This window comes from Bradyrhizobium sp. USDA 4504, from assembly GCF_054063995.1.
In genome coordinates, this window is the sequence record NZ_JBSSGV010000001.1 from 4620798 (window position 1) to 4639234 (window position 18437).

At 64.8% G+C, this 18437-nt stretch carries 18 protein-coding genes and 1 other RNA gene; 6 read left to right on the forward strand and 13 right to left on the reverse strand.

Features of this window, described 5'->3' with window-relative positions; all coding sequences use genetic code 11:
• Positions 1 to 47: 47 nt before the first annotated feature.
• From ACVMB1_RS21795 to ACVMB1_RS21850, 12 genes are all read right to left on the reverse strand, one after another.
• On the reverse strand, positions 48 to 1544 hold the full coding sequence (locus tag ACVMB1_RS21795) for a Do family serine endopeptidase (RefSeq protein ID WP_076824260.1): 1497 nt from the start codon (positions 1542 to 1544) through the stop codon (positions 48 to 50).
• A 267-nt stretch (positions 1545 to 1811) separates the two neighbouring features.
• A complete protein-coding gene (locus ACVMB1_RS21800) occupies positions 1812 to 2012 on the reverse strand; it encodes a DUF2065 domain-containing protein (RefSeq protein WP_028332483.1) in 201 nt (66 codons plus the stop codon).
• Positions 2013 to 2106: 94 nt separating this feature from the next.
• Complete coding sequence (hflC, locus tag ACVMB1_RS21805; protein ID WP_076824258.1) at positions 2107 to 3006, reverse strand: protease modulator HflC; 900 nt, start codon at positions 3004 to 3006, stop codon at positions 2107 to 2109.
• Positions 3003 to 4142: an FtsH protease activity modulator HflK gene (gene hflK / locus ACVMB1_RS21810; protein WP_028342342.1), complete on the reverse strand. Its 1140-nt coding sequence runs from the start codon at positions 4140 to 4142 to the stop codon at positions 3003 to 3005. The genes hflC and hflK overlap by 4 nt, the downstream gene beginning before the upstream one ends.
• 144 nt (positions 4143 to 4286) lie before the next feature.
• Positions 4287 to 4799, reverse strand: coding sequence for a dihydrofolate reductase (locus ACVMB1_RS21815; protein WP_076824257.1), 513 nt, complete (start codon positions 4797 to 4799; stop codon positions 4287 to 4289).
• Positions 4799 to 5284, reverse strand: coding sequence for a GNAT family N-acetyltransferase (locus ACVMB1_RS21820; protein ID WP_076824256.1), 486 nt, complete (start codon positions 5282 to 5284; stop codon positions 4799 to 4801). The genes ACVMB1_RS21815 and ACVMB1_RS21820 overlap by 1 nt, the downstream gene beginning before the upstream one ends.
• 20 nt (positions 5285 to 5304) lie before the next feature.
• Positions 5305 to 6099: a thymidylate synthase gene (locus ACVMB1_RS21825; RefSeq protein WP_028332488.1), complete on the reverse strand. Its 795-nt coding sequence runs from the start codon at positions 6097 to 6099 to the stop codon at positions 5305 to 5307.
• Between the two features lie 174 nt (positions 6100 to 6273).
• Positions 6274 to 7254, reverse strand: a complete 981-nt coding sequence (locus tag ACVMB1_RS21830) for a tripartite tricarboxylate transporter substrate binding protein BugD (protein ID WP_076824255.1) — start codon at positions 7252 to 7254, stop codon at positions 6274 to 6276.
• 132 nt (positions 7255 to 7386) lie between these two features.
• Positions 7387 to 8901, reverse strand: a complete 1515-nt coding sequence (locus ACVMB1_RS21835) for a tripartite tricarboxylate transporter permease (protein ID WP_018272999.1) — start codon at positions 8899 to 8901, stop codon at positions 7387 to 7389.
• 7 nt (positions 8902 to 8908) lie between these two features.
• Complete coding sequence (locus ACVMB1_RS21840) at positions 8909 to 9409, reverse strand: tripartite tricarboxylate transporter TctB family protein (protein WP_057015038.1); 501 nt, start codon at positions 9407 to 9409, stop codon at positions 8909 to 8911.
• A 93-nt stretch (positions 9410 to 9502) separates the two neighbouring features.
• Positions 9503 to 10036 (reverse strand): chromate transporter, encoded by a 534-nt coding sequence (locus tag ACVMB1_RS21845; RefSeq protein WP_076824254.1) that lies wholly within the window; start codon positions 10034 to 10036, stop codon positions 9503 to 9505.
• Entirely contained in the window at positions 10033 to 10644 is a 612-nt protein-coding gene (locus ACVMB1_RS21850) for a chromate transporter (RefSeq protein WP_076824252.1), read from the reverse strand. The genes ACVMB1_RS21845 and ACVMB1_RS21850 overlap by 4 nt, the downstream gene beginning before the upstream one ends.
• Before the next feature lie 89 nt (positions 10645 to 10733).
• Between ACVMB1_RS21850 and ssrA the strand changes: the two genes are divergently transcribed.
• From ssrA to ACVMB1_RS21880, 6 genes are all read left to right on the forward strand, one after another.
• Positions 10734 to 11089: a transfer-messenger RNA gene (gene ssrA, locus ACVMB1_RS21855) on the forward strand.
• Positions 11090 to 11236: 147 nt separating this feature from the next.
• Positions 11237 to 11758, forward strand: coding sequence for an SspB family protein (locus tag ACVMB1_RS21860; protein WP_057015035.1), 522 nt, complete (start codon positions 11237 to 11239; stop codon positions 11756 to 11758).
• A 167-nt stretch (positions 11759 to 11925) separates the two neighbouring features.
• Positions 11926 to 13344, forward strand: coding sequence for a class II fumarate hydratase (fumC, locus tag ACVMB1_RS21865; RefSeq protein ID WP_194295303.1), 1419 nt, complete (start codon positions 11926 to 11928; stop codon positions 13342 to 13344).
• A gap of 274 nt (positions 13345 to 13618) precedes the next feature.
• Positions 13619 to 13807, forward strand: coding sequence for a DUF4169 family protein (locus ACVMB1_RS21870; protein ID WP_016841076.1), 189 nt, complete (start codon positions 13619 to 13621; stop codon positions 13805 to 13807).
• The gene (locus ACVMB1_RS21875) at positions 13804 to 14079 is read left to right on the forward strand and encodes a ribbon-helix-helix domain-containing protein (protein ID WP_024580116.1); all 276 of its coding nucleotides are present in this window, start codon (positions 13804 to 13806) and stop codon (positions 14077 to 14079) included. The genes ACVMB1_RS21870 and ACVMB1_RS21875 overlap by 4 nt, the downstream gene beginning before the upstream one ends.
• Positions 14080 to 14135: 56 nt before the next feature.
• Complete coding sequence (locus ACVMB1_RS21880; protein WP_076824248.1) at positions 14136 to 14489, forward strand: VOC family protein; 354 nt, start codon at positions 14136 to 14138, stop codon at positions 14487 to 14489.
• 64 nt (positions 14490 to 14553) lie between these two features.
• Here ACVMB1_RS21880 and ACVMB1_RS21885 read toward each other — a convergent pair whose 3' ends face one another.
• Positions 14554 to 18261 carry an AsmA family protein gene (locus tag ACVMB1_RS21885; RefSeq protein ID WP_253589638.1) on the reverse strand — a complete coding sequence of 1236 codons (3708 nt, stop codon included), beginning with the start codon at positions 18259 to 18261 and terminating at the stop codon, positions 14554 to 14556.
• Positions 18262 to 18437: the final 176 nt, after the last annotated feature.

An 18437-nucleotide genomic window follows, 5' to 3' on the forward strand; every position in this document is an offset into this window, starting at 1 on the left:
TTCCGGGTTCGGTCCTGCGGACCGCCCCGGAATGACGTATGTGAATGTTACTGCACGCCGAGCGCGACGAAGCGCAGTTCGCCGTCGCCGTTCGAGACCAGCAACAGCACCGACTTCTTGCCGTCCTTCTTGAGTTGATCGACGCGCTTCTTGATGTCAGCGGCGCTCGACACCGCCTCCTGCGCCACCTCGACGATGACATCGCCCGCCGACAGCCGCTTCTCGGCGGCATCGGAATTGCCGTCGACGCCGGTGACGACGACGCCCTTCACGCTGTCCTTGATCTTGTACTTGGTGCGCAGGTCCTTGCTCAGCGCCGCGAGGTCGAGACCGAGCGCCTTCTGGGTCACCGGCTTCTCGGCGGTGTCGTCCTTCGACTTGGCGTTGACCTGTTGAACCTTCTCGTTGTCCTCGAGCCGGCCGAGCGTGACCTTGCGGGTCTCCTCATTGCCCTTGCGGATGACGACGACGTCGACTTCCTTGCCGACCGCCGTATCGGCAACGATGCGCGACAGATCCTTGGGGTCCTTGACGTCCTTGCCATCGAACTTGACGACGACGTCACCGGGCTCGATGCCGGCCGGCTTGGCCGGCCCCTTGTCGTCGACGCCGGCAACCAGCGCGCCGCGCGCCGGCTTGATGTTGAGGCTGTCGGCGATCTCGTCGGTAACCTGCTGGATGCGCACGCCGAGCCAGCCGCGGCGCAGCTCGCCGAATTTCTGCAGCTGGTCGACGACGCCGGCCACGGTCTTCGACGGCACGGCGAAGCCGAGGCCGATCGAACCGCCGGTCGGCGAGATGATCAGCGTGTTGACGCCGATCACCTCACCATCGAGGTTGAACAGCGGACCGCCGGAATTGCCGCGGTTGATGGCGGCGTCGGTCTGGATGTAGCTGTCATACGGGCCCTGGCTGATGTCACGGTTCTTGGCCGAGACGATGCCCGCGGTCACCGTGCCGCCGAGGCTGAACGGGTTGCCGATCGCGACCACCCAGTCGCCGAGCCGGATCTTGTCGCTGTCGCCGAACTTGACCGCGGTGAGCGGCTTCGGCGGCCTGAATTTCAGGACCGCGAGGTCGGTCTTCTTGTCGACGCCGACCAGCTCGGCCTTGATCTTGGTGCCGTCGTTGAGGATGACGTTGATCTCGTCGGCGTCGGCGATGACGTGGTTGTTGGTGACGACGATGCCCGCGGTGTCGACGATGAAGCCCGAGCCGAGCGAGTTGGTCTTGCGCGGCTGGAACTCACCGCTCTTGTCGCCGCCCTTGCCAGGCGGCCCGCGGCGGTTCTTGAAGAAGTCGTCGAAGAACTCCTCGAACGGCGAGCCCGGCGGCAGCTGCGGCATCGTCCGGTCCTTGGCCTCGACGGTCTGCGACGTCGAGATGTTGACGACGGCGTCGATTACCTTCTCGGCGATGTCGGCGATGCCTTCAGGACCGCGTGCGAACGCCGGCACGGAGCTCAGCATGCTCGCAGCACCGATCGAGATCGCGGCTCCCATCATGCGGAAGCGACGGCTCAGGGCTGGTCTGGCAGCGGTCATGTCGGAGTTTCTCCAGGCAAACGGGTTCAAATGAGCTAGTTACAGAGTGCGCCCGAACAGGCATACGGCGCAAGCATCTCACCCGGGCATTTCGGCGAAAAACCGGCTGCGAGAGGCTCACGATATGTTCAGTCTTGCCTGTCATTCCGGGGCAGCCCGACAAGGCTGAACCCCCGGGGGCACAATTGCGCACCTTTGGGAATCTCGAGGTTCCCCGATGCGCAATCGCGCATTGGCGGTCATGCTTCGCATGCTCCGGAGCGGCGACTATCTTCGCACCACCCAGATCAGGACAAGCCCGGCGACCGCCGAGCCGATACCGACGATGCGCAGGATGTTGTCGGGTGTCGCCAGCGCGCTCTTCATCGCCCGGCGCATCCAGGCGGGGCTTGCCGCGAACAGAATGCCTTCGAGCACGAACAGGATTCCCAACCCGATGAGGAAGTCGCCGAACGCTATGGACTTCATCGGATGGCAGCCTCCCGCTCGATGCTTGTTGTTTTTGGTCGGCGGCGAAGCGTCATCCGCATCGCCGCCAAGTCCTGATGTTCAAGTCGTGACGTTACTGCTTCGGCGCGGCGGCCGCCTCAGGCAACTTGCCGCCTGCACCGCCGAAGTATCTGAAGAATTCCGAGTCCGGCCGCAACAGGAAACGCGTGTCGCTGGAACGCAGGCCGTTCTCATAGGCCGTCATCGAGCGATAGAACGCGAAGAAGTCCTTGTCCTTGCCATAGGCTTCGGCGAACAGGCGGTTGCGCTCGGCGTCACCCGCACCGCGGGTCTGGTCCGCGGCCGAGTTCGCCTCGGCGACGATCACGGTCGCTTCGCGGTCGGCCTTCGAGCGGATTTCCTGCGCCTTCTGGTCGCCCTGGGCACGGAACTCGGCCGCCTCGCGCTCACGTTCGGTCTTCATCCGGTTGTAGACGGCCTGGCTGTTCTGCTCCGGCAGGTCGGCACGACGGATGCGGACGTCGACAACCTCGATGCCGTATCCGTCCGCTTCCCTATCGAGCTGCTCGCGGATCCGCTGCATCAGCTTCTCGCGATCGTCACGCACCACGGTGATGAAGTTGACCTCGCCGAGCACGCGGCGCAGCGCTGCGTTCAGCAGCGTGGTCAGCTGCAGATTGGCGGCCTGGATCGAGCCGACGCTGGTGTAGTAGCGCAATGCATTCTTGATGCGATAGCGCGCGAAGGCGTCCACCACGAGCCGCTTCTGGTCGGAGGCGATCACCTCCTGCGACGGGTTTTCCAGATCGAGGATGCGCTTGTCGACGTTGATCACCGAATTCCACGGCGCCTTGAAGTGCAGGCCGGGCTCGGTGACGATGTCGACCGGCTCGCCGAACCGCAGGACGATGGTCTGCTCGGTCTGCTGCACGGCGAACACCGAGCTGTAGCCGACGGCGAGCACAATGAAGAGGATGATCAGGGACACAATGCCGGTGACGGGAGACCTCATCGGGTGGCTCCCTGCTGCTGGCCGGTCGTGGCCGGTGCCGCCGGACGCCGCGGCGTCAGTTCGCCGAGCGGAAGGTAGGGCACGATGTTCTGGCCCGGGCCGCCGTCGTAAACCAGCTTCTCGGAGCCGCCGAGCACTTTTTCCATGGTCTCCAGATAGATGCGCTCGCGCGTCACGTCGGGTGCCTTCTTGTACTCTTCATAGACTTTCAGGAAGCGTGCGCTCTGGCCCTTGGCGTCGGCGACCGCCTGCTCCTTGTAGCCTTCGGCGGCTTGGAGGATCTGCGCGGAACGACCGCGCGCTTCCGGTACGATCCGGTTGGCGTAGGTCTGTGCCTCGTTCTGCTTGCGCTCGAGGTCGGCGCGCGCCGCCTGCACGTCGCGGAATGCGTCGATCACCTGCGCCGGCGGATCGACCTTCTGCATCTGCACCTGCGTGATCTGGATGCCCGCGTTGTAGGTATCGAGCGTCCTCTGCATCAGCTCCTGGACGCTCTGCTCGGTGACGTTGCGCGCCCCGGTCAGGATCGGCTGGATCTGCGAGCGGCCGATCACCTCACGCATCGCGCTTTCGGCAACCGCCTTCACGGTGCCTTCGGGATTCTGGATGTTGAACAGATAGGCGCCGGCTCCACCCGGCTTGATGCGCCACAGCACCGTGAAGTCGACGTCGACGATGTTCTCGTCGCCGGTCAGCATCAGGCTCTCTTCCGGCACGTCGCGCATGGTGCGGCCGCGGCGAGCGGGATCGTCGATCAGCGTCATGCCGATCGAGATCGTGTTGACGCGCAGCGCTTTCGGCAGCAGCACTGTCTCAATCGGATATGGCAGGTGGTAGCGCAGGCCCGGCTGCGCATCGCGGACATACTTGCCGAAGCGCAGCACGACGCCGAGCTCTTCGGACTGCACGCGGAAGATGCCGGTCGCGAACCAGATCGCCAGCGCGGCGACCAGCACCAGCGCGACGCCCATGCCGCTGAAATGTCCGCCGGGCAGCCACTGCTGCAGGCGGTCCTGGCCGCGCCGCAGCAGATCCTCAAGATCCGGCGGCCTTGGCCCGGCTGACTGCGGACCGGTGCCCCATGGCCCTTTCGGACCCGAGCCCCAGGGCCCCCCGCCTTGATTTTTCCACGGCATCAAACATCTCCTCGGCAAGTCCGGACGGGACGCCCGGCCTCGAATGTCCGGCCCGGTTATAGGGGACCGCTAGGGCCCTTACAACGCAAGCTTCCTGGCCGGACGAGCTATGCGCCGGGGCATAATTGTCAATGCAAACATTGGTTAACCCGGGCCGCGCCGACGATATGTCACATAGGAGAAGTCGGCACTGTCGTCCGGGCCTGCCGGATTTCGCACGCGCGCCACCTCGTCCCACAGCTGCGCATCGATTTTGTCGAACCGCGTGTCGCCGTCCGGCCGGGCATGGACCTCGGTGATCTCAAGGCGATCGGCGGTGCCCATCCATTGCGCGTAGATTTCCGCGCCACCGATGATTGCAATCTCAGTGGCGAAACGCCGCAGCGCGTCGCCAAGCGCAATGGCGCGGGCGTTGTCAAACGACGTCGTGACGATGGCGCCGCGCGCGCGGTAGTTGGGATCGCGCGTTACCACGATGTTGGTGCGGCCCGGCAGCGGCCTGCGCAGGGACTCAAAGGTCTTGCGCCCCATCACGACGGGCTTGTTCAACGTAATCGCCTTGAAACGCTGCTGGTCGGATTTCAGCCGCCACGGAATGGCGTTGTCGCTCCCGATCACGCCGTTCTCGGCGACCGCTACGACGAGCACGATCTCCATCAGAGCGTCCCTTCCGCGAGCGTCGACAGCGCCTCGCCGGAGACGCGGCAAATCGTCCATTCGTCCATCATCTCGGCGCCGAGCGACTTGTAGAATGCAATCGACGGCGCGTTCCAGTCGAGCACCGCCCATTGCAGGCGCGACCAGCCATTGGCGAGGCATTGCTTCGCCAGATGCACGAGCAGCGCCTTGCCGATGCCCTTGCCGCGCAGCGCCGGACGCACGAAGAGGTCTTCGAGATAGATGCCGTGACGGCCGGCGAAGGTCGAGAAGTTGACGAACCAGACCGCGAAGCCGGCAGGCTCGCCGTTCCATTCCGCGATGTCGCAATAGAGCCGTGGGTTGGCGCCGAACAGCGCCTCGGCGATATCGGCCTCGCTGGCGTGAACCTCATGCAGAAGCTTTTCGTATTCGGCGAGTTCGCGGACCAGCGAGAACACCAGTCCGGCCTCATCGGGCCGCGCGCGGCGGATCGTCAGCGACATTCAATCCCTCGGACCGCAACTCATACCGCCACCTCGGCCTTGATGTGCGGATGCGGGTCGTAACCTTCGAGTTTGAAGTCCTCGTAGCGGAACGCGAAGATATCCTTCACGTCCGGATTGATCGCCATCGTCGGCAACGGCCGCGTCGGCCGCGTCAACTGCAGGCGCGCCTGCTCGAGATGGTTGGAGTAGAGGTGCGCGTCGCCGAGCGAGTGCACGAAATCGCCGGGCTTCAGCCCGGTCACCTGCGCGACCATCATGGTGAGCAGCGCATAGGAGGCGATATTGAAAGGTACGCCGAGGAAGACGTCGCCCGAGCGCTGATAGAGCTGACAGGACAATTTGCCGTTCGCGACATAGAACTGGAACAGGCAATGGCACGGCGGCAGCGCCATCTTGTCGACCTCGGCCGGATTCCAGGCGCTGACGATCAGCCGTCGCGAATCCGGATTGCGCTTGATCATCTCGACCACGCCAGCGATCTGGTCGATGCTACGGCCATCCGGCGCGGGCCACGACCGCCATTGCGAGCCGTACACCGGACCGAGGTCGCCGTTGGCGTCGGCCCATTCGTCCCAGATCGTGACGCCGTTGTCGTTGAGATATTTGATGTTGGTGTCGCCGGCGAGGAACCAGAGCAGCTCGTGCACGATCGCCTTCAGCGGCAGCCGCTTGGTGGTCAGCATCGGGAAGCCGGCCGCGAGGTTGAAACGCATCTGATGACCGAAGATCGACAGCGTCCCGGTGCCGGTGCGGTCGTGCTTCTCGGCACCGTCGGCGAGGATGCGTTCGAGCAGGTCGTGATACTGGTTCATGGCGTCTGTTTCGGGCTTTCGAGAGAACGACCAATGTAGCGGCCAAGGCCGCCGGTCGGCACGCTGATTCGGCTGAACGTACCGATTATACCCTGAAAAGTGAGCACTCCGCGCCAAACGACAAGGGGCGGAACTCGTGTCCCGCCCCTGCCCTATCTGCCTGATTGTACTGGATTAAGTTGCCGGCTTGAGCACCGGCGTCCACTTCGCGATCTCGTTCTTGACGAGCGTCGCGAGCGCCTCCGGCGTACGGTTGGCGGGCGCCGGGATCACGCTGCCGAGGTCGAGCAGGCGCTTGCGGACGTTCTCATCGTCAAGCGCCTTGATGGCCGCGGCATTCAACGTGGCGATGATGGCGGGCGAAGTTCCCTTCGGCGCGAAAATCGCATTCCAGGCCTGGGCCTGGAACGCCGGCAAGCCGGCTTCCGTCGTGGTCGGCACATTGGGCAGCGACGGGTTGCGCTCGGGGGTGGCGACCGCATAGGCCTTGATGGTGCCGGCGTTGATCTGCGGCACCGCGTTGACGATCTGGTCGCACATGTAATCGACCTGGCCGGCGACCAGCGCATTCATGGCCGGGCCGGTGCCGTTGAAGGGCACGCCGACCGGTTTGACGCCGAGGATCGAGTTCAGGAGCTCGCAGGAGGCGTGCGAGACCGAGCCGATGCCGGCATGCGCGGCGTTGACCTTCTCGGCATTGGCCTTCACGTAGGCGACGAATTCCTTGAGATCCTTCGGCGGGAAGTCCTTGCGGGCAAGGATCAGGATCGGCGTGCCGGCGAGCAGCGCGACGGGCTCGAAATCCTTTTCCGGGTGATAGGCAAGCTTCGGATAGAGCGGCACGGAGGCGGCGTGCGTGCCCATATGCCCTGTAATCAACGTATAGCCGTCATTGGCGGCGCGTGCGGCGCGCGTCGTCGCGGTGGTGCCGCCGGCGCCGACCACGTTCTCGATCACGATGCTTTGTCCCAGCGTCTGCGCCATGTGCGCGGTCACGATGCGCGAGATGACATCGGTCGGGCCGCCGGCTGCGAACGGCACGATCATGGTGATGGTGCGGGTCGGATAGTTTTGCGCGGACGCCGGCACGGTGAAAGCGCCGAGCGCTACAAATGCCGAAAGGCATGCGCCCGCAAGCGAGCGAATGGACATCATCTCAATTCCTCCCGGAACGTTTGACCAATAAAAATGCCGGCCAAATCGGCCGGCATTTTCATTTCACGGGACGACATCGAGTGTCGATTCGACTTCCGCCTGCGGCGCGCCGACGCAGGGCCGGCGGCTCGCTCAGCCCTCGGACTCCACGAACACTTCGTCGCGCTTGGCACGCAACGTCGGCAGCACGGCAAGCACCAGGAGACCCGCCGCGATCGCCAGCAGCACCGCCGACAGCGGCCGCGAGACGAACACGCTCCAGTCGCCGCGCGAGATCAACAGCGCGCGACGCAGGTTCTCCTCCATCAGCGGGCCCAGCACCATGCCGAGCAGCAGCGGCGCCGGCTCGAAATCGTGCTTGATCAGCCAATAGCCGACGAGGCCAAACACGCCGGCGAGCACGACGTCGACCGGCGCGTTGTTCACCGAATAGATGCCGATCGCGCAGAACACCACGATCGAAGGGAACATCAGCCGGTACGGCACGCGCAGCAGACGGACCCAGATGCCCACCAGCGGCAGGTTGATGATGATCAGCATCAGATTGCCGATCCACATCGAGGCGATCATGCCCCAGACCAGATCGGGCTGCTTCTGCATCACCTGCGGGCCCGGCACGATACCATGAATGGTCATCGCACCGACCATCAGCGCCATCACCGCGTTCGGCGGGATGCCGAGCGTGAGCAGCGGGATGAACGAGGTCTGCGCCGCGGCGTTGTTGGCGCTTTCCGGCGCCGCCACGCCCTCGATCGCGCCGCGGCCGAACCGCTTCGGATCCTTCGCCAGCTTCTTCTCCAGCGTATAGGCCGCGAACGAGGCGATCACGGCGCCGCCGCCCGGCAGGATGCCGAGGATCGAGCCAAGCACGGTGCCGCGCAGGATCGCCGGCGTTGAATCCGCGATGTCCTTCCTGGTCGGCATCAGGCCGGTGATCTTCTGCTGCACCAGGTTGCGGTTCATCTCGGCGCCGTGGTCGAGGTTGCGGATGATCTCCGCGAAGCCGAACACACCCATCGCCACGGTGGCAAAGCCGAGACCGTCGGCGAGTTCGGGGATGTTGAAGGCCATGCGCGAGGCGCCGGTCTCGATGTCGGAGCCGACCATCGACAGCAACAGGCCGAACACGATCATCGCGATCGCCTTCAGCACCGAGCCCTTGGCGAGCACCACCGCGAAGATCAGGCCGAGCACCATCAGCGAGAAATATTCAGCCGGACCGAACGCCAGCGCGAGCTTGGTCAGCGGCGCGCCGAGCACGGCGATCAGTACGGTCGCGACGCAGCCGGCGAAGAACGAGCCGATCGCGGCGATCGCCAGAGCCGGACCGGCGCGGCCCTGCTTGGCCATCTGGTGGCCGTCGAGCGCGGTGACGACGGAGGTCGCCTCGCCCGGAATATTGACCAGGATCGAGGTGGTCGAGCCGCCATATTGCGCGCCGTAATAGATGCCGGCGAGCATGATCAGCGCACCGACCGGCGGCAGGCCGAAGGTGATCGGCAGCAGCATGGCGACGGTGGCGATGGTGCCGATGCCCGGCAGCACGCCGACCAGCGTGCCGACCAGTGCGCCGATCAGGCACATCAGAAGGTTGATCGGCGAGAATGCGACCGCGAAACCGTGGGCGAGATTGGCAAACAGTTCCATCACGCCCTCACTGGATCAGGAAACGCGGGAACATCGGCATCGGAAGTCCCAGCACATAGGGGAAAAGCAGCGCGCAGCCGAGGGTCAGACAGGCGCCGACAATGATGGCCTCGACCAACTTCGTCTCCTGCGAGCCCATCGCCGCGATCATGAAGGCGGCAAAGGCGGAGACCACAAGCCCGAGTGGCCGGATCGCCAATGCGAAGAACACGATTGCGGCGGATACGAACAACGGGCCGCGCCAGGAATAGGCCGCGATATGCGGGCCATTCTGCAGAACTCCCATCAGCGCGACACCACCGCCGAGCAACAGCAGCAGCACGGCGAACATGCGCGGCGCGGTTCCGGCGCCGAACGAAAATCCGTGCATGCCCTGCAAATCGCTCGAGGCCCACAAGGCAAACAGCGCAACCGCCATCATGGCGAGCCCGCCGACAAAATCCTGCGGACCGCGCACCCATTTCGGCAAGATCGATTTGACCGGCGCCTCGCTCGGCGTATCGCTCATGACTTCGCTTCCCCCGTCAGGGCTGTCCCGCCCGTTTTGATTGAATGGCTTGGTTTGTGGTGCGTTGACCGAAAGCCTTGCTAGCGATTTTCGTCAGATAACGCCAGCGAAACCCAAGAGGCCTCCGGCCAGCAACATCCACAAAGGGTTGATCCGCGTCGCAAAAGCAAGCGCGGCCGCGACAATGGTGATCAGGACCGCGATCCAACTTTGGTCTGAGGTCTGCGCCACGATCAGGCCGGAGGCCGCCATCAGACCGATCGACAGCGGAACCAGTGCCGCCTGGATCATCGCCGGCCAGCGCGCCTCGCGCGAGCGATCGAGGAAACGGCTCACATAATAGGCAAGCAGCGCGGTCGGTCCGCACATCGCCACCGTCGCGGCCAACGCCCCGGCGACGCCTGCGACAGAATAGCCTATCAAGGTCACGATCAGCACGTTCGGCCCCGGCGAGAGCTGCGAGATCGCGAATACGTCGGCGAACTGCTTGTCGGTCAGCCAGTGATGCACGTCGACGGCGGCACGGTGCATTTCGGGAATCGCCGAATTGGCGCCGCCGACCGCAAACAGCGACATCAGGCCGAAGGTCCAGACCAGCGCCGCGATCGGGTTGGACTCCGAGCTCATGCCCGCACCATGCGGCGCGTCAGGACCGTCGTCGCAATGCTGAGCGGGATCGCCACCAGCAGCACGATCTGGAGCGGCCAGCGGATCAGTCCGATCGCGACGAAAACAGCAGCCAGAATGACGAGGCCCGTGACATCGCGCCGCTTCAGGAGCGGCATCATCATCTTGAAGACGACGGCGAACAGCAGCCCGACCGCGGCGCAGGCGACGCCGGCGAGCGTCCGGCGCAGCACGTCGATGTCGCCGTAGCGGGCATAGAGCGCGGCAAGGATGGTCGCGATCACCATCGGCGGCCCGACCAGCCCGGCGAAGGCCGCGAGCCCGCCGGCTATGCCGCGAAAGCGCGAGCCGAATACGACCGACAGGTTGACGATGTTCGGACCTGGCAGGAAATGGCACAGCGCGAAGGTCTCGTTGAACTCCTCCGCGGTCATCCAGCGGTGCTGCTCGACGATCGCGCGCCGGGCCCAGACCAGAACCCCGCCAAAGCCGGCCAGCGACATCTTGGCAAAGGCCAGGAACAGCTCGAGCAGGCCGGGCTGGTGGGGCGGCGATGGTGCGGAGGCATCCGGTGCCGGGGCGGCAACCGGCGGAGAATCCGGGGGCATGGACAAAACCTAGAACGGCGCCGGGACAGCGCCAAGACCCTGGCCAACCCCAAATCGGCGGGTTTTTACAGCCGAAAGGGCCTGAATCGGCTCTGTTTTTCTAAGACTTTGCCGCTATATTGGGGGTGCCGGTTCGCCGGCTATGGAAATAAATGACCGTCGCAATAAACCATTCGGACCCGGGGGCGGTACCCGGCGCCTCCACCAAAATCCATCCGTCGCGGTGGCTTTCGGCGGGGGCGAAATAGGATCGACGAGGGCGTAAAGGGCGTGTTTTTTCTCGGTATGGTTCCGCCGACATCGGGCCAATGCAATAGTTGCCAACGACAACTTTGCTCCGGTTGCTCAGGCTGCGTAACGCAGTTTGAAAGACCATCTTAAAGTCCTAGCGGGTTAAGCTCCGCTAGGCGGGGTTCGGAGGCACCTGGCAACAGAAGCCTCCACTTTATCCCTTGTTTCCCAATCGGGCGTCCGCGCGCATTTCAGCGGCCAGCCCTGCTGATTTCCGGCTCCCGGCGGGGTAGCATGGCAAAAGGCGAGTCGGACGGTCCGGCGCCGCCCCGGCGGGCATTTTCGAAGCGACAGGATCACCATGGCGACCGATCACATCCGATATGACGTGCTGGCGCGCGATGCGCTGCGCGGGGTGCTGCGCCGGGTGTTGTCCGACGCCGCCGAACATGGCCTGCCAGGTGAGCACCATTTCTACATCACCTTCCTGTCGCACGGCGACGGCGTGAAGCTGTCGCCCCGGCTGCTCGCGCAGTATCCGGAGGAGATGACCATCATCCTGCAGCACCAGTTCTGGGATCTGGTGGTGACTGAGGATCGCTTCGAGGTCGGCCTGTCGTTCGGCGGGATTCCCGAGCGGCTGACCGTGCCGTTCGCCGCGGTGACGCGTTTCCTCGATCCGTCCGCGCCGTTCGATTTGCGCTTCGATGTCTCGGACGCACTGTCCGAAGAAGCCCCTCCCGCCACCGCACCGGCCTCTCCCCTGCCCGCCCCTGCGGCCCACGCAGCGGCCGAGACCGAGAGCGCCGAGACCGAGCAGGAGCCCGCGAAGCCCAGCGAAGGCGCCGAGGTCGTGCGGCTGGACCGCTTCCGCAAGAAATAATCTAAGCGCAGATCACGCCTCGACCTTGTAGGATGCTTGCCGGGATCGGGATGACAAATCGTCATCGCGGCCTACCTTCTGCATGAACGTGCCCTTCACGCGGACGCTGTCGCGTTGCCGCGCCGGGCCACGTTTTGATGACGCAACGGCAAGCATCCACGGAAAGCATGATGGCTCGATCGACGATCCCCTCCAAGGCAAAGACCCGCAGCGAGACCGACAGCTTCGGTCCGATCGACGTTCCCGCCGACCGCTACTGGGGCGCGCAGACCGAACGCTCGCGACAGAATTTCAAGATCGGCCACGACCGCATGCCGATCGCGATCGTCCATGCACTCGGCATCGTGAAGCTTGCGGCCGCGGAGACCAATCGCGAGCTCGGCCAGCTCGATGCGCGCCGCGCCGGCGCCATCATCCGCGCAGCCAAGGAAGTAATCGAAGGCAAGCTCGACGACAATTTCCCGCTGGTGGTCTGGCAGACCGGCTCGGGCACGCAGAGCAACATGAACGTGAACGAGGTGATCGCCAACCGCGCCAACCAGATGCTCGGCGGCGAGCTTGGTACCAAGAAGCCGATTCATCCGAACGATCACGTCAACATGAGTCAGTCGTCGAACGACTCGTTTCCGACCGCGATGCATATCGCCGCAGCGAGTCGCATCGTCGCCGATCTGATTCCAGCACTCACCGAACTGCTTCGCGCGTTGCGCAAGAAGGAGAAGGCGTTTGCCAAGATCGTCAAGATCGGGCGCACCCACACCCAGGATGCGACGCCGCTGACGCTCGGCCAGGAATTCTCCGGCTACGCCGCGCAGGTCGAGAGCGGCATCGCGCGGCTGCGCGTCGCGGTGAAGGATCTGTTTCCGCTCGCGCAGGGCGGCACCGCCGTCGGCACCGGCCTCAACTCGAAGCCGCGATTTGCGAAAACCTTCGCGCGCCACGTCGCCAAGATCACCAAGCTGCCGTTCACCAGCGCGGCCAACAAGTTCGAGGCGCTGGCTTCCAACGACGCCTATGTGCTGGTGCACGGCGCGATCAACTCGGTGGCGACCGGCCTGTTCAAGATCGCCAACGATATCCGCTTGCTCGGCTCGGGCCCGCGCTCGGGCCTCGGCGAGTTGATCCTGCCCGAGAACGAGCCGGGCTCGTCGATCATGCCGGGCAAGGTCAATCCGACCCAGTGCGAAGCCATGACCATGGTCTGCTGCCAGGTGTTCGGCAATCAGACCACGATCACCGTCGCCGGCAGCCAGGGCCATTTCGAGTTGAACGTGTACAAGCCTGTGTTGGCATACTGTATGATAAATTCCATTCAGTTGCTGTCTGACGTTGTCCGCTCATTTACCGAGCATTGCGTTGTCGGAATACGCGCCGACGAAAAGCGCATCAACGAACTGATGCAGCGCTCGCTGATGCTGGTCACCGCACTCGCACCGAAGATCGGTTACGACAACGCAGCCAAGGTCGCCAAGTCGGCGCATGCGCGCGGAACGACGCTGAAGGAAGAGGCTTTGCGGCTCGGATTTGTTTCCGCGGATGAATTTGATCGCCTCGTGCAGCCGGACAAAATGACACACCCGGGCTAAAGCGAGGCGCGCATTGTCCGGATAATTACGGTCAGCGCGCGTGATATAATTATGGATCATAACGCCTAAAGACTAAGGCGCGTTACCTATGAGCTCTGCGCTGGCGCATGGTACAGACGTCTAGTTTTCGCAGAGCGAAACGGATTCTTTGATGCTATCAGAGCATCAAACGGGGATTCGGGATGGATATCGAGCCGGGCGCGTAGCGCAATTGCTCTTGCTTTCGTCACGATGCATCACCAATTCCGCTCTGGGGACGATGAGGACGACGAGCATGGGCGACGTGGTCAACTTGAAACGATTCAAGAAGCGCGGTGAGCGCGAACAAGCAGCGAAGCAGGCCGAAGCCAATCGTGCGCTATTCGGTCGCACCAAATCCGAACGAGCGCGTGACGAATTCCTCGGCGAGCGCAACGCGCGTGTGCTCGATCAGCACCGCATCGAAAATGGAGACGCATCATGAAGTCTCCCGTCGTCAAGCGCTCGATTGTCGTCGCCGGACACAAGACCAGCGTCAGCCTCGAAGAAGCCTTCTGGAATGGCATGAAGGAGATTTCCGGTCTGCGGAACATGACGCTGTCGGAGTTGGTCGGCGAGATCGACAACAACCGTCAGCAGGGCAATTTGTCCTCCGCGATCCGGCTGTTCGTGCTCGACTACTTCCGCTCGCGCGCCACGCCGGCGGTGCCCACGGATGTCAGGCCGCAACAGGTTGACACGCGTCAGCAGGCCTGACGGCCCTCTCCGACCCTCGCCACCAGTAGACGGTCGTTCCGCTGCGCGGGCTCAGCATGAAGGTCAATCGGATCGTCGCGAACGTTGCTGCACCGGACACAGCGGCAGCGAAGTCGTTTTATCGCGACGTGCTTGGCCTCGAGCCACTGATGGATTTCGGTTGGGTTGCGACTTATGGCTCATCCGAAACAATGCAGGCTCAAATCAGCTTCGCTTCCGAAGGTGGCTCCGGCACGCCGGTGCCTGATCTCTCCATTGAGGTTGACGATCTCGACGAGGCCCTGCGCCGAATGAAGGCAGCCTGCATCGCGATCGAATACGGACCGGCGGACGAGCCGTGGGGCGTGCGGCGCTTCTTCGTCCGCGATCCCTTCGGCAAGCTGATCAATATTCTCCAGCACCGATCATGAGCCAGCGCTTCGTTTGACGCGCTGTCTTGACGCGAACCGGTGCCCACTTCGCTTGAAAGCGCGTTTAGTTCTGCATCGCCGGCCGCTGCGGTGGATTGGCGACCTGCGGCGTCAGCGACAGCGGGGGCCGCAGCGGCTTTGGCCTGGCCGCGCCGGGCGCCGGCTTGACCTCGATCGGCGGCGGCAGCGGCGCCAGTTGCGGCTGGCTCGCAAGCGATGCGGGCGGCGCAATGGCGGGCGCGGTGGCGGCCGGCGGGACAGTCGGCGGCCGCGGCGCAACGATCTTCGGCTTCGCCGGCACGCGGCGCGGATCAGGACCAGGCCCCGGCAAGTTGGCGGAAGGCATGCCTGCCGAATTCGGGTTGGATGCATCCGGCGCCGGCTCGGCCGGATGCGGAAGCGCCGTTTGGGTCGGCGGCGGCGCCGGTTCGCCGCGCTCGATGGCGTCGAGCCGCTTGGTCTCCCGGTCGATCGCGCGCACCGCAAGCCACGACGACAGCGCCGCAATGTCGATGCTACGCGACAATCCGTCGGGCGTGCCCACGGCAAGCAACTGGATTTCCGGTCGGCTGTTGGCCGTGCCGACCTGCGTCGATGCCAGGGCGGCGCGGATGTCGGCCTGGTCGGCCGGAATGTCGTAGCCGCCGGATACGGTCGCATTGGCACCGTTCGCCGCGAGCGTGGTGGCGCCGACCCGGAGGCGGCCGTCGCGGATGTTGAAGGGGATTTGCGCCGAAGCAATCGACAGCGCGCCGCTCGCGAGCACCGGTTCGACGATCTGCCGCAGCCGCGTGTCGTCGGTCGCCTGCCCGGAATCGCTGGCGCGGATCGCAACCTCGAAGGCGCGCGGATCGAGGCCCGGAAGGCTCAGCCCCTCCAGCGTCACGGTGCCGCTGCCGGACAGCGCGCCGGTCAACGCCGAGGCACTGCGGCCCTGCGTCAACAGCGTCATCTGCATCGAGGCGCGTCCCTTGGGCATCGCGAGACTGCGGTAGTGCAAGGCTGAACTGTCGATGCCGGACAGCTGCACATTGGCGCTGAGCGCAAGTCCGTTGGCGCCCTGTCGCGCATCGATGGTGGCGGTCGCCTCGCCACCGCCGATCTTGCCCTTGATGCCGTCGAAGGTCAGCGATTGCCCGTCCGACCTGATGGTGCCGCTGACCGGCTGCAGCTCGGCGCCCCCCGGCAGCAGACCGTGCAGCGCTTCGAACGTGACCTTGCCGCGCCAGGCGCTTGTGAGGCCCTGGCCGAGCGGCTCCGTCGCATCGTGACCGGCCGCGCCGATCGCGGCCGCGAAAATCGGCGCCAGCGTGATCTGATCGAGACCGACTTCGCCGTCGACGCTTTTCTGATCGGCGAGCGTCAGCGCCAGATGACCGCGCAGCCGTGAACCGGCGATGATGCTGTCCAGATCGTCGAAGGTCAGCCTGTCGCCCGCGAGCGTGAGCTTCGACGACAGGCGGATGTTTGCAACCGGATCGGCTGGCTTCAGACTGAGCAGCGGACTGATGTCGGCGCTGCGGACGCGGAGGCTGATGCTCGATTTGCCCGCGTTGGCCCCGTCCTTGGTCCAAGGCTCCGCGGTCCCTTCGGCATCCGCATCGAGCCCTGCGCCCCAGAGCCTTGCCTTCAGCCGCAACGGCGTGCCCCACGCGCCGATCGCCGTGCCCTCGAATTGCGTCGAACCGGCACCGGCTGCGACCGCATGGTCAAGCCCAAGCAGCGCCAGCAAAGCGTTGCCATCGCCTGCCGAGAATTTCGTCTCCGCTGCAACCTCGTTGCGGCGAAGTGCATCGAAATCCAGCGCACGGATCGCGGCCACCTGTGGCGTCACCGAAATCACCGTATTGCCCTTGAGCTGCGGCGTGTCGAGATCGAGCGTCGCGCGCGCGCTGACGCGGTCGGCAGCCTTGCCCTTGCCGAGGTCGAGCGCGAGCCTGGCGCGAACCGGGCCGGCATCCGCGCGGAGCACGCCAAGCCGCGCCGCCAGCGCCGGCGCGAACGGCTGAACCACAGCGGTCAGCCGGCCAAGCGACGCGGCGGTCGCGTCGACCGCGAGCTTGCCGGTCGAATTGGCGCGGTCGAAATTGCCGCTGCCGTCCAGCGTGACATTGTCGGGCTGGCCGATCTTGACGCGCTCGAGCACGATATTCTTCGGGCTATAGGCGATCTTCGCCAGCAGCGGCCGCAATTCCTGCCCGGAAGAGACCGCGCGCCCGACGTCGAGCGACAGCTGCGCCTCGTCGGGCCATTCGCCTTGCGGACCGGCCAGTGAGCGGATCAATGCCGCGGTCGCGTCGAGATCGAGCCGATCCGCCTTCAACTGCGCCTCGACCTTCGAGCCGCTGGTTGCCTCGCGGTACGTAACCGCGACGCGGCCCTCGAGCGTGCCGCTTTCGATCTCCGCCTTCATCGCATCGATCGAAAAGCCCGATGGTGACACCATGACGTCGCCGCGCAAACGCAGCGGCCTCTGGCTGCGATAGGTGGCGTCGCCGCGCCCCTGCAGCCAGGTCATCAGCGCGTCGGGATCGGACGATTCGATGTTGAGCGCGGTCTTGAAGCTGTTCGCCGCTCCAGCTTGCGCGCTGGCACCGCTCATCGAGACCCGCGTGGATCCCGGCGCGCGAAATTCCAGCCGGCGCACCGTCCATGATTTCGCATCCGATCGCAGCTCCGCCGAGATGTCCTGCAATGGACGGCCGCCGAGCATGATCTGCTCGGATGCCAGCTCCACCTGCGCCGGTATCGGGCTTTGCGGAAGACCCGACAACAGCGCGCGCATCGCCGGCAGCACGCGGACCGGCTCGACATTGCCATTGCTGCTATCCTTGGCGGCGAACTTGTCGCCGTCGAGCTGCCGCGCCGTAAGCGAGGCGCGCAGCAGCGGCGACGCACCGAAACGCAGATCGCCATTGCCGGCGAGCTTCAGCGCACGATCCTCGGCGCCATAGCTCACGTCGATCTGGTCGAGCCGCGCCGCCGAATAATCCGATTTCACCTTGGCCGCGATCCGCCATGGCGGCGCATCGCCGCCGCGCTGACCGGGCGCACCCGCCAGCGTCAGCGTGCCCTCGAACCGCGGCGCGCGGGCCTCGAATGTCAGGATGCCGTCGAGATCGGCCGACACCGGCCGCTGCCCGGGATCGATGCTGAAGTGCAGGCGAGTGCCGCTGCCATCGGCGCTCTGCCCCGAGGAGACCCGAAACGGGTAGCGGTTGCCGTCGAACATGAAATTGCCGTCACCCCGGATCGCGCCGGCAAGCGAGCGGACGTCGCCACTGAAGGCAATGTCGTTGAGCTCGAGCGTGCTGCGGCTCGCTGCATCATGCAGCGCGATGCGGCCGGTCAGGTTGAGCCGGTCGATCGCCAGCGAAGCGAGGTTGAAGCTCCCGCTCGACGGCGACCAGTCGATCCGCCCTTTCGGGTCCAGCCCGAGATCGAGCGACACGCCGTTGATGGTGAGCTCGTTCGCGCGCCACTCGCCGCGCATCAGCGAGCTCAGGCTGAACTCCACGTCGAGATTGGCAGCCCGAATCTTGCGGAGGTCGTTGGCGCCGCCGACGGTGACCGTCTTCAACCGCAGCGAGGGTGCCGGCAGCAGCCGCGCGTCGAGATTGCCGGCGACGCGAATCGGCACGCCGATGATCTTGGACGCCTCCGCCTCGAACTGCGGCCGGAACTGGTTCCAGTCAACGAAATATGGACCGACCAGCGCCGCGACCAGTGCAAGAATGAAGGCAATTGCCAGGCCGAGCAGCGTCGTCTGCACGGTGTCTCCCTTTGAGCCAGCTCCGGGGCAGCCTCCTCATGCTGAACCCTTTGCCAACCTCTGGCCGGAGCAACCCAAATATAGAGACAAGTACGGCGAAGTCACAGCCGGTTTACTGCTGGGACTCTGGACAGATGGTTGATTTCCCGTTCAAGCGTGCGTGTGCCGGCGCCGCC

What these genes read in the sequence shown, in the direction of transcription:
- ACVMB1_RS21795 (WP_076824260.1), bottom strand. Translation starts at nt 1,544, where the DNA reads ATGACCGCTGCCAGACCAGCCCTGAGCCGTCGCTTCCGCATGATGGGA.
- ACVMB1_RS21800 (WP_028332483.1), bottom strand. Translation starts at nt 2,012, where the DNA reads ATGAAGTCCATAGCGTTCGGCGACTTCCTCATCGGGTTGGGAATCCTG.
- hflC (WP_076824258.1), bottom strand. Translation starts at nt 3,006, where the DNA reads ATGAGGTCTCCCGTCACCGGCATTGTGTCCCTGATCATCCTCTTCATT.
- hflK (WP_028342342.1), bottom strand. Translation starts at nt 4,142, where the DNA reads ATGCCGTGGAAAAATCAAGGCGGGGGGCCCTGGGGCTCGGGTCCGAAA.
- ACVMB1_RS21815 (WP_076824257.1), bottom strand. Translation starts at nt 4,799, where the DNA reads ATGGAGATCGTGCTCGTCGTAGCGGTCGCCGAGAACGGCGTGATCGGG.
- ACVMB1_RS21820 (WP_076824256.1), bottom strand. Translation starts at nt 5,284, where the DNA reads ATGTCGCTGACGATCCGCCGCGCGCGGCCCGATGAGGCCGGACTGGTG.
- ACVMB1_RS21825 (WP_028332488.1), bottom strand. Translation starts at nt 6,099, where the DNA reads ATGAACCAGTATCACGACCTGCTCGAACGCATCCTCGCCGACGGTGCC.
- ACVMB1_RS21830 (WP_076824255.1), bottom strand. Translation starts at nt 7,254, where the DNA reads ATGATGTCCATTCGCTCGCTTGCGGGCGCATGCCTTTCGGCATTTGTA.
- ACVMB1_RS21835 (WP_018272999.1), bottom strand. Translation starts at nt 8,901, where the DNA reads ATGGAACTGTTTGCCAATCTCGCCCACGGTTTCGCGGTCGCATTCTCG.
- ACVMB1_RS21840 (WP_057015038.1), bottom strand. Translation starts at nt 9,409, where the DNA reads ATGAGCGATACGCCGAGCGAGGCGCCGGTCAAATCGATCTTGCCGAAA.
- ACVMB1_RS21845 (WP_076824254.1), bottom strand. Translation starts at nt 10,036, where the DNA reads ATGAGCTCGGAGTCCAACCCGATCGCGGCGCTGGTCTGGACCTTCGGC.
- ACVMB1_RS21850 (WP_076824252.1), bottom strand. Translation starts at nt 10,644, where the DNA reads ATGCCCCCGGATTCTCCGCCGGTTGCCGCCCCGGCACCGGATGCCTCC.
- ACVMB1_RS21860 (WP_057015035.1), top strand. Translation starts at nt 11,237, where the DNA reads ATGGCGACCGATCACATCCGATATGACGTGCTGGCGCGCGATGCGCTG.
- fumC (WP_194295303.1), top strand. Translation starts at nt 11,926, where the DNA reads ATGATGGCTCGATCGACGATCCCCTCCAAGGCAAAGACCCGCAGCGAG.
- ACVMB1_RS21870 (WP_016841076.1), top strand. Translation starts at nt 13,619, where the DNA reads ATGGGCGACGTGGTCAACTTGAAACGATTCAAGAAGCGCGGTGAGCGC.
- ACVMB1_RS21875 (WP_024580116.1), top strand. Translation starts at nt 13,804, where the DNA reads ATGAAGTCTCCCGTCGTCAAGCGCTCGATTGTCGTCGCCGGACACAAG.
- ACVMB1_RS21880 (WP_076824248.1), top strand. Translation starts at nt 14,136, where the DNA reads ATGAAGGTCAATCGGATCGTCGCGAACGTTGCTGCACCGGACACAGCG.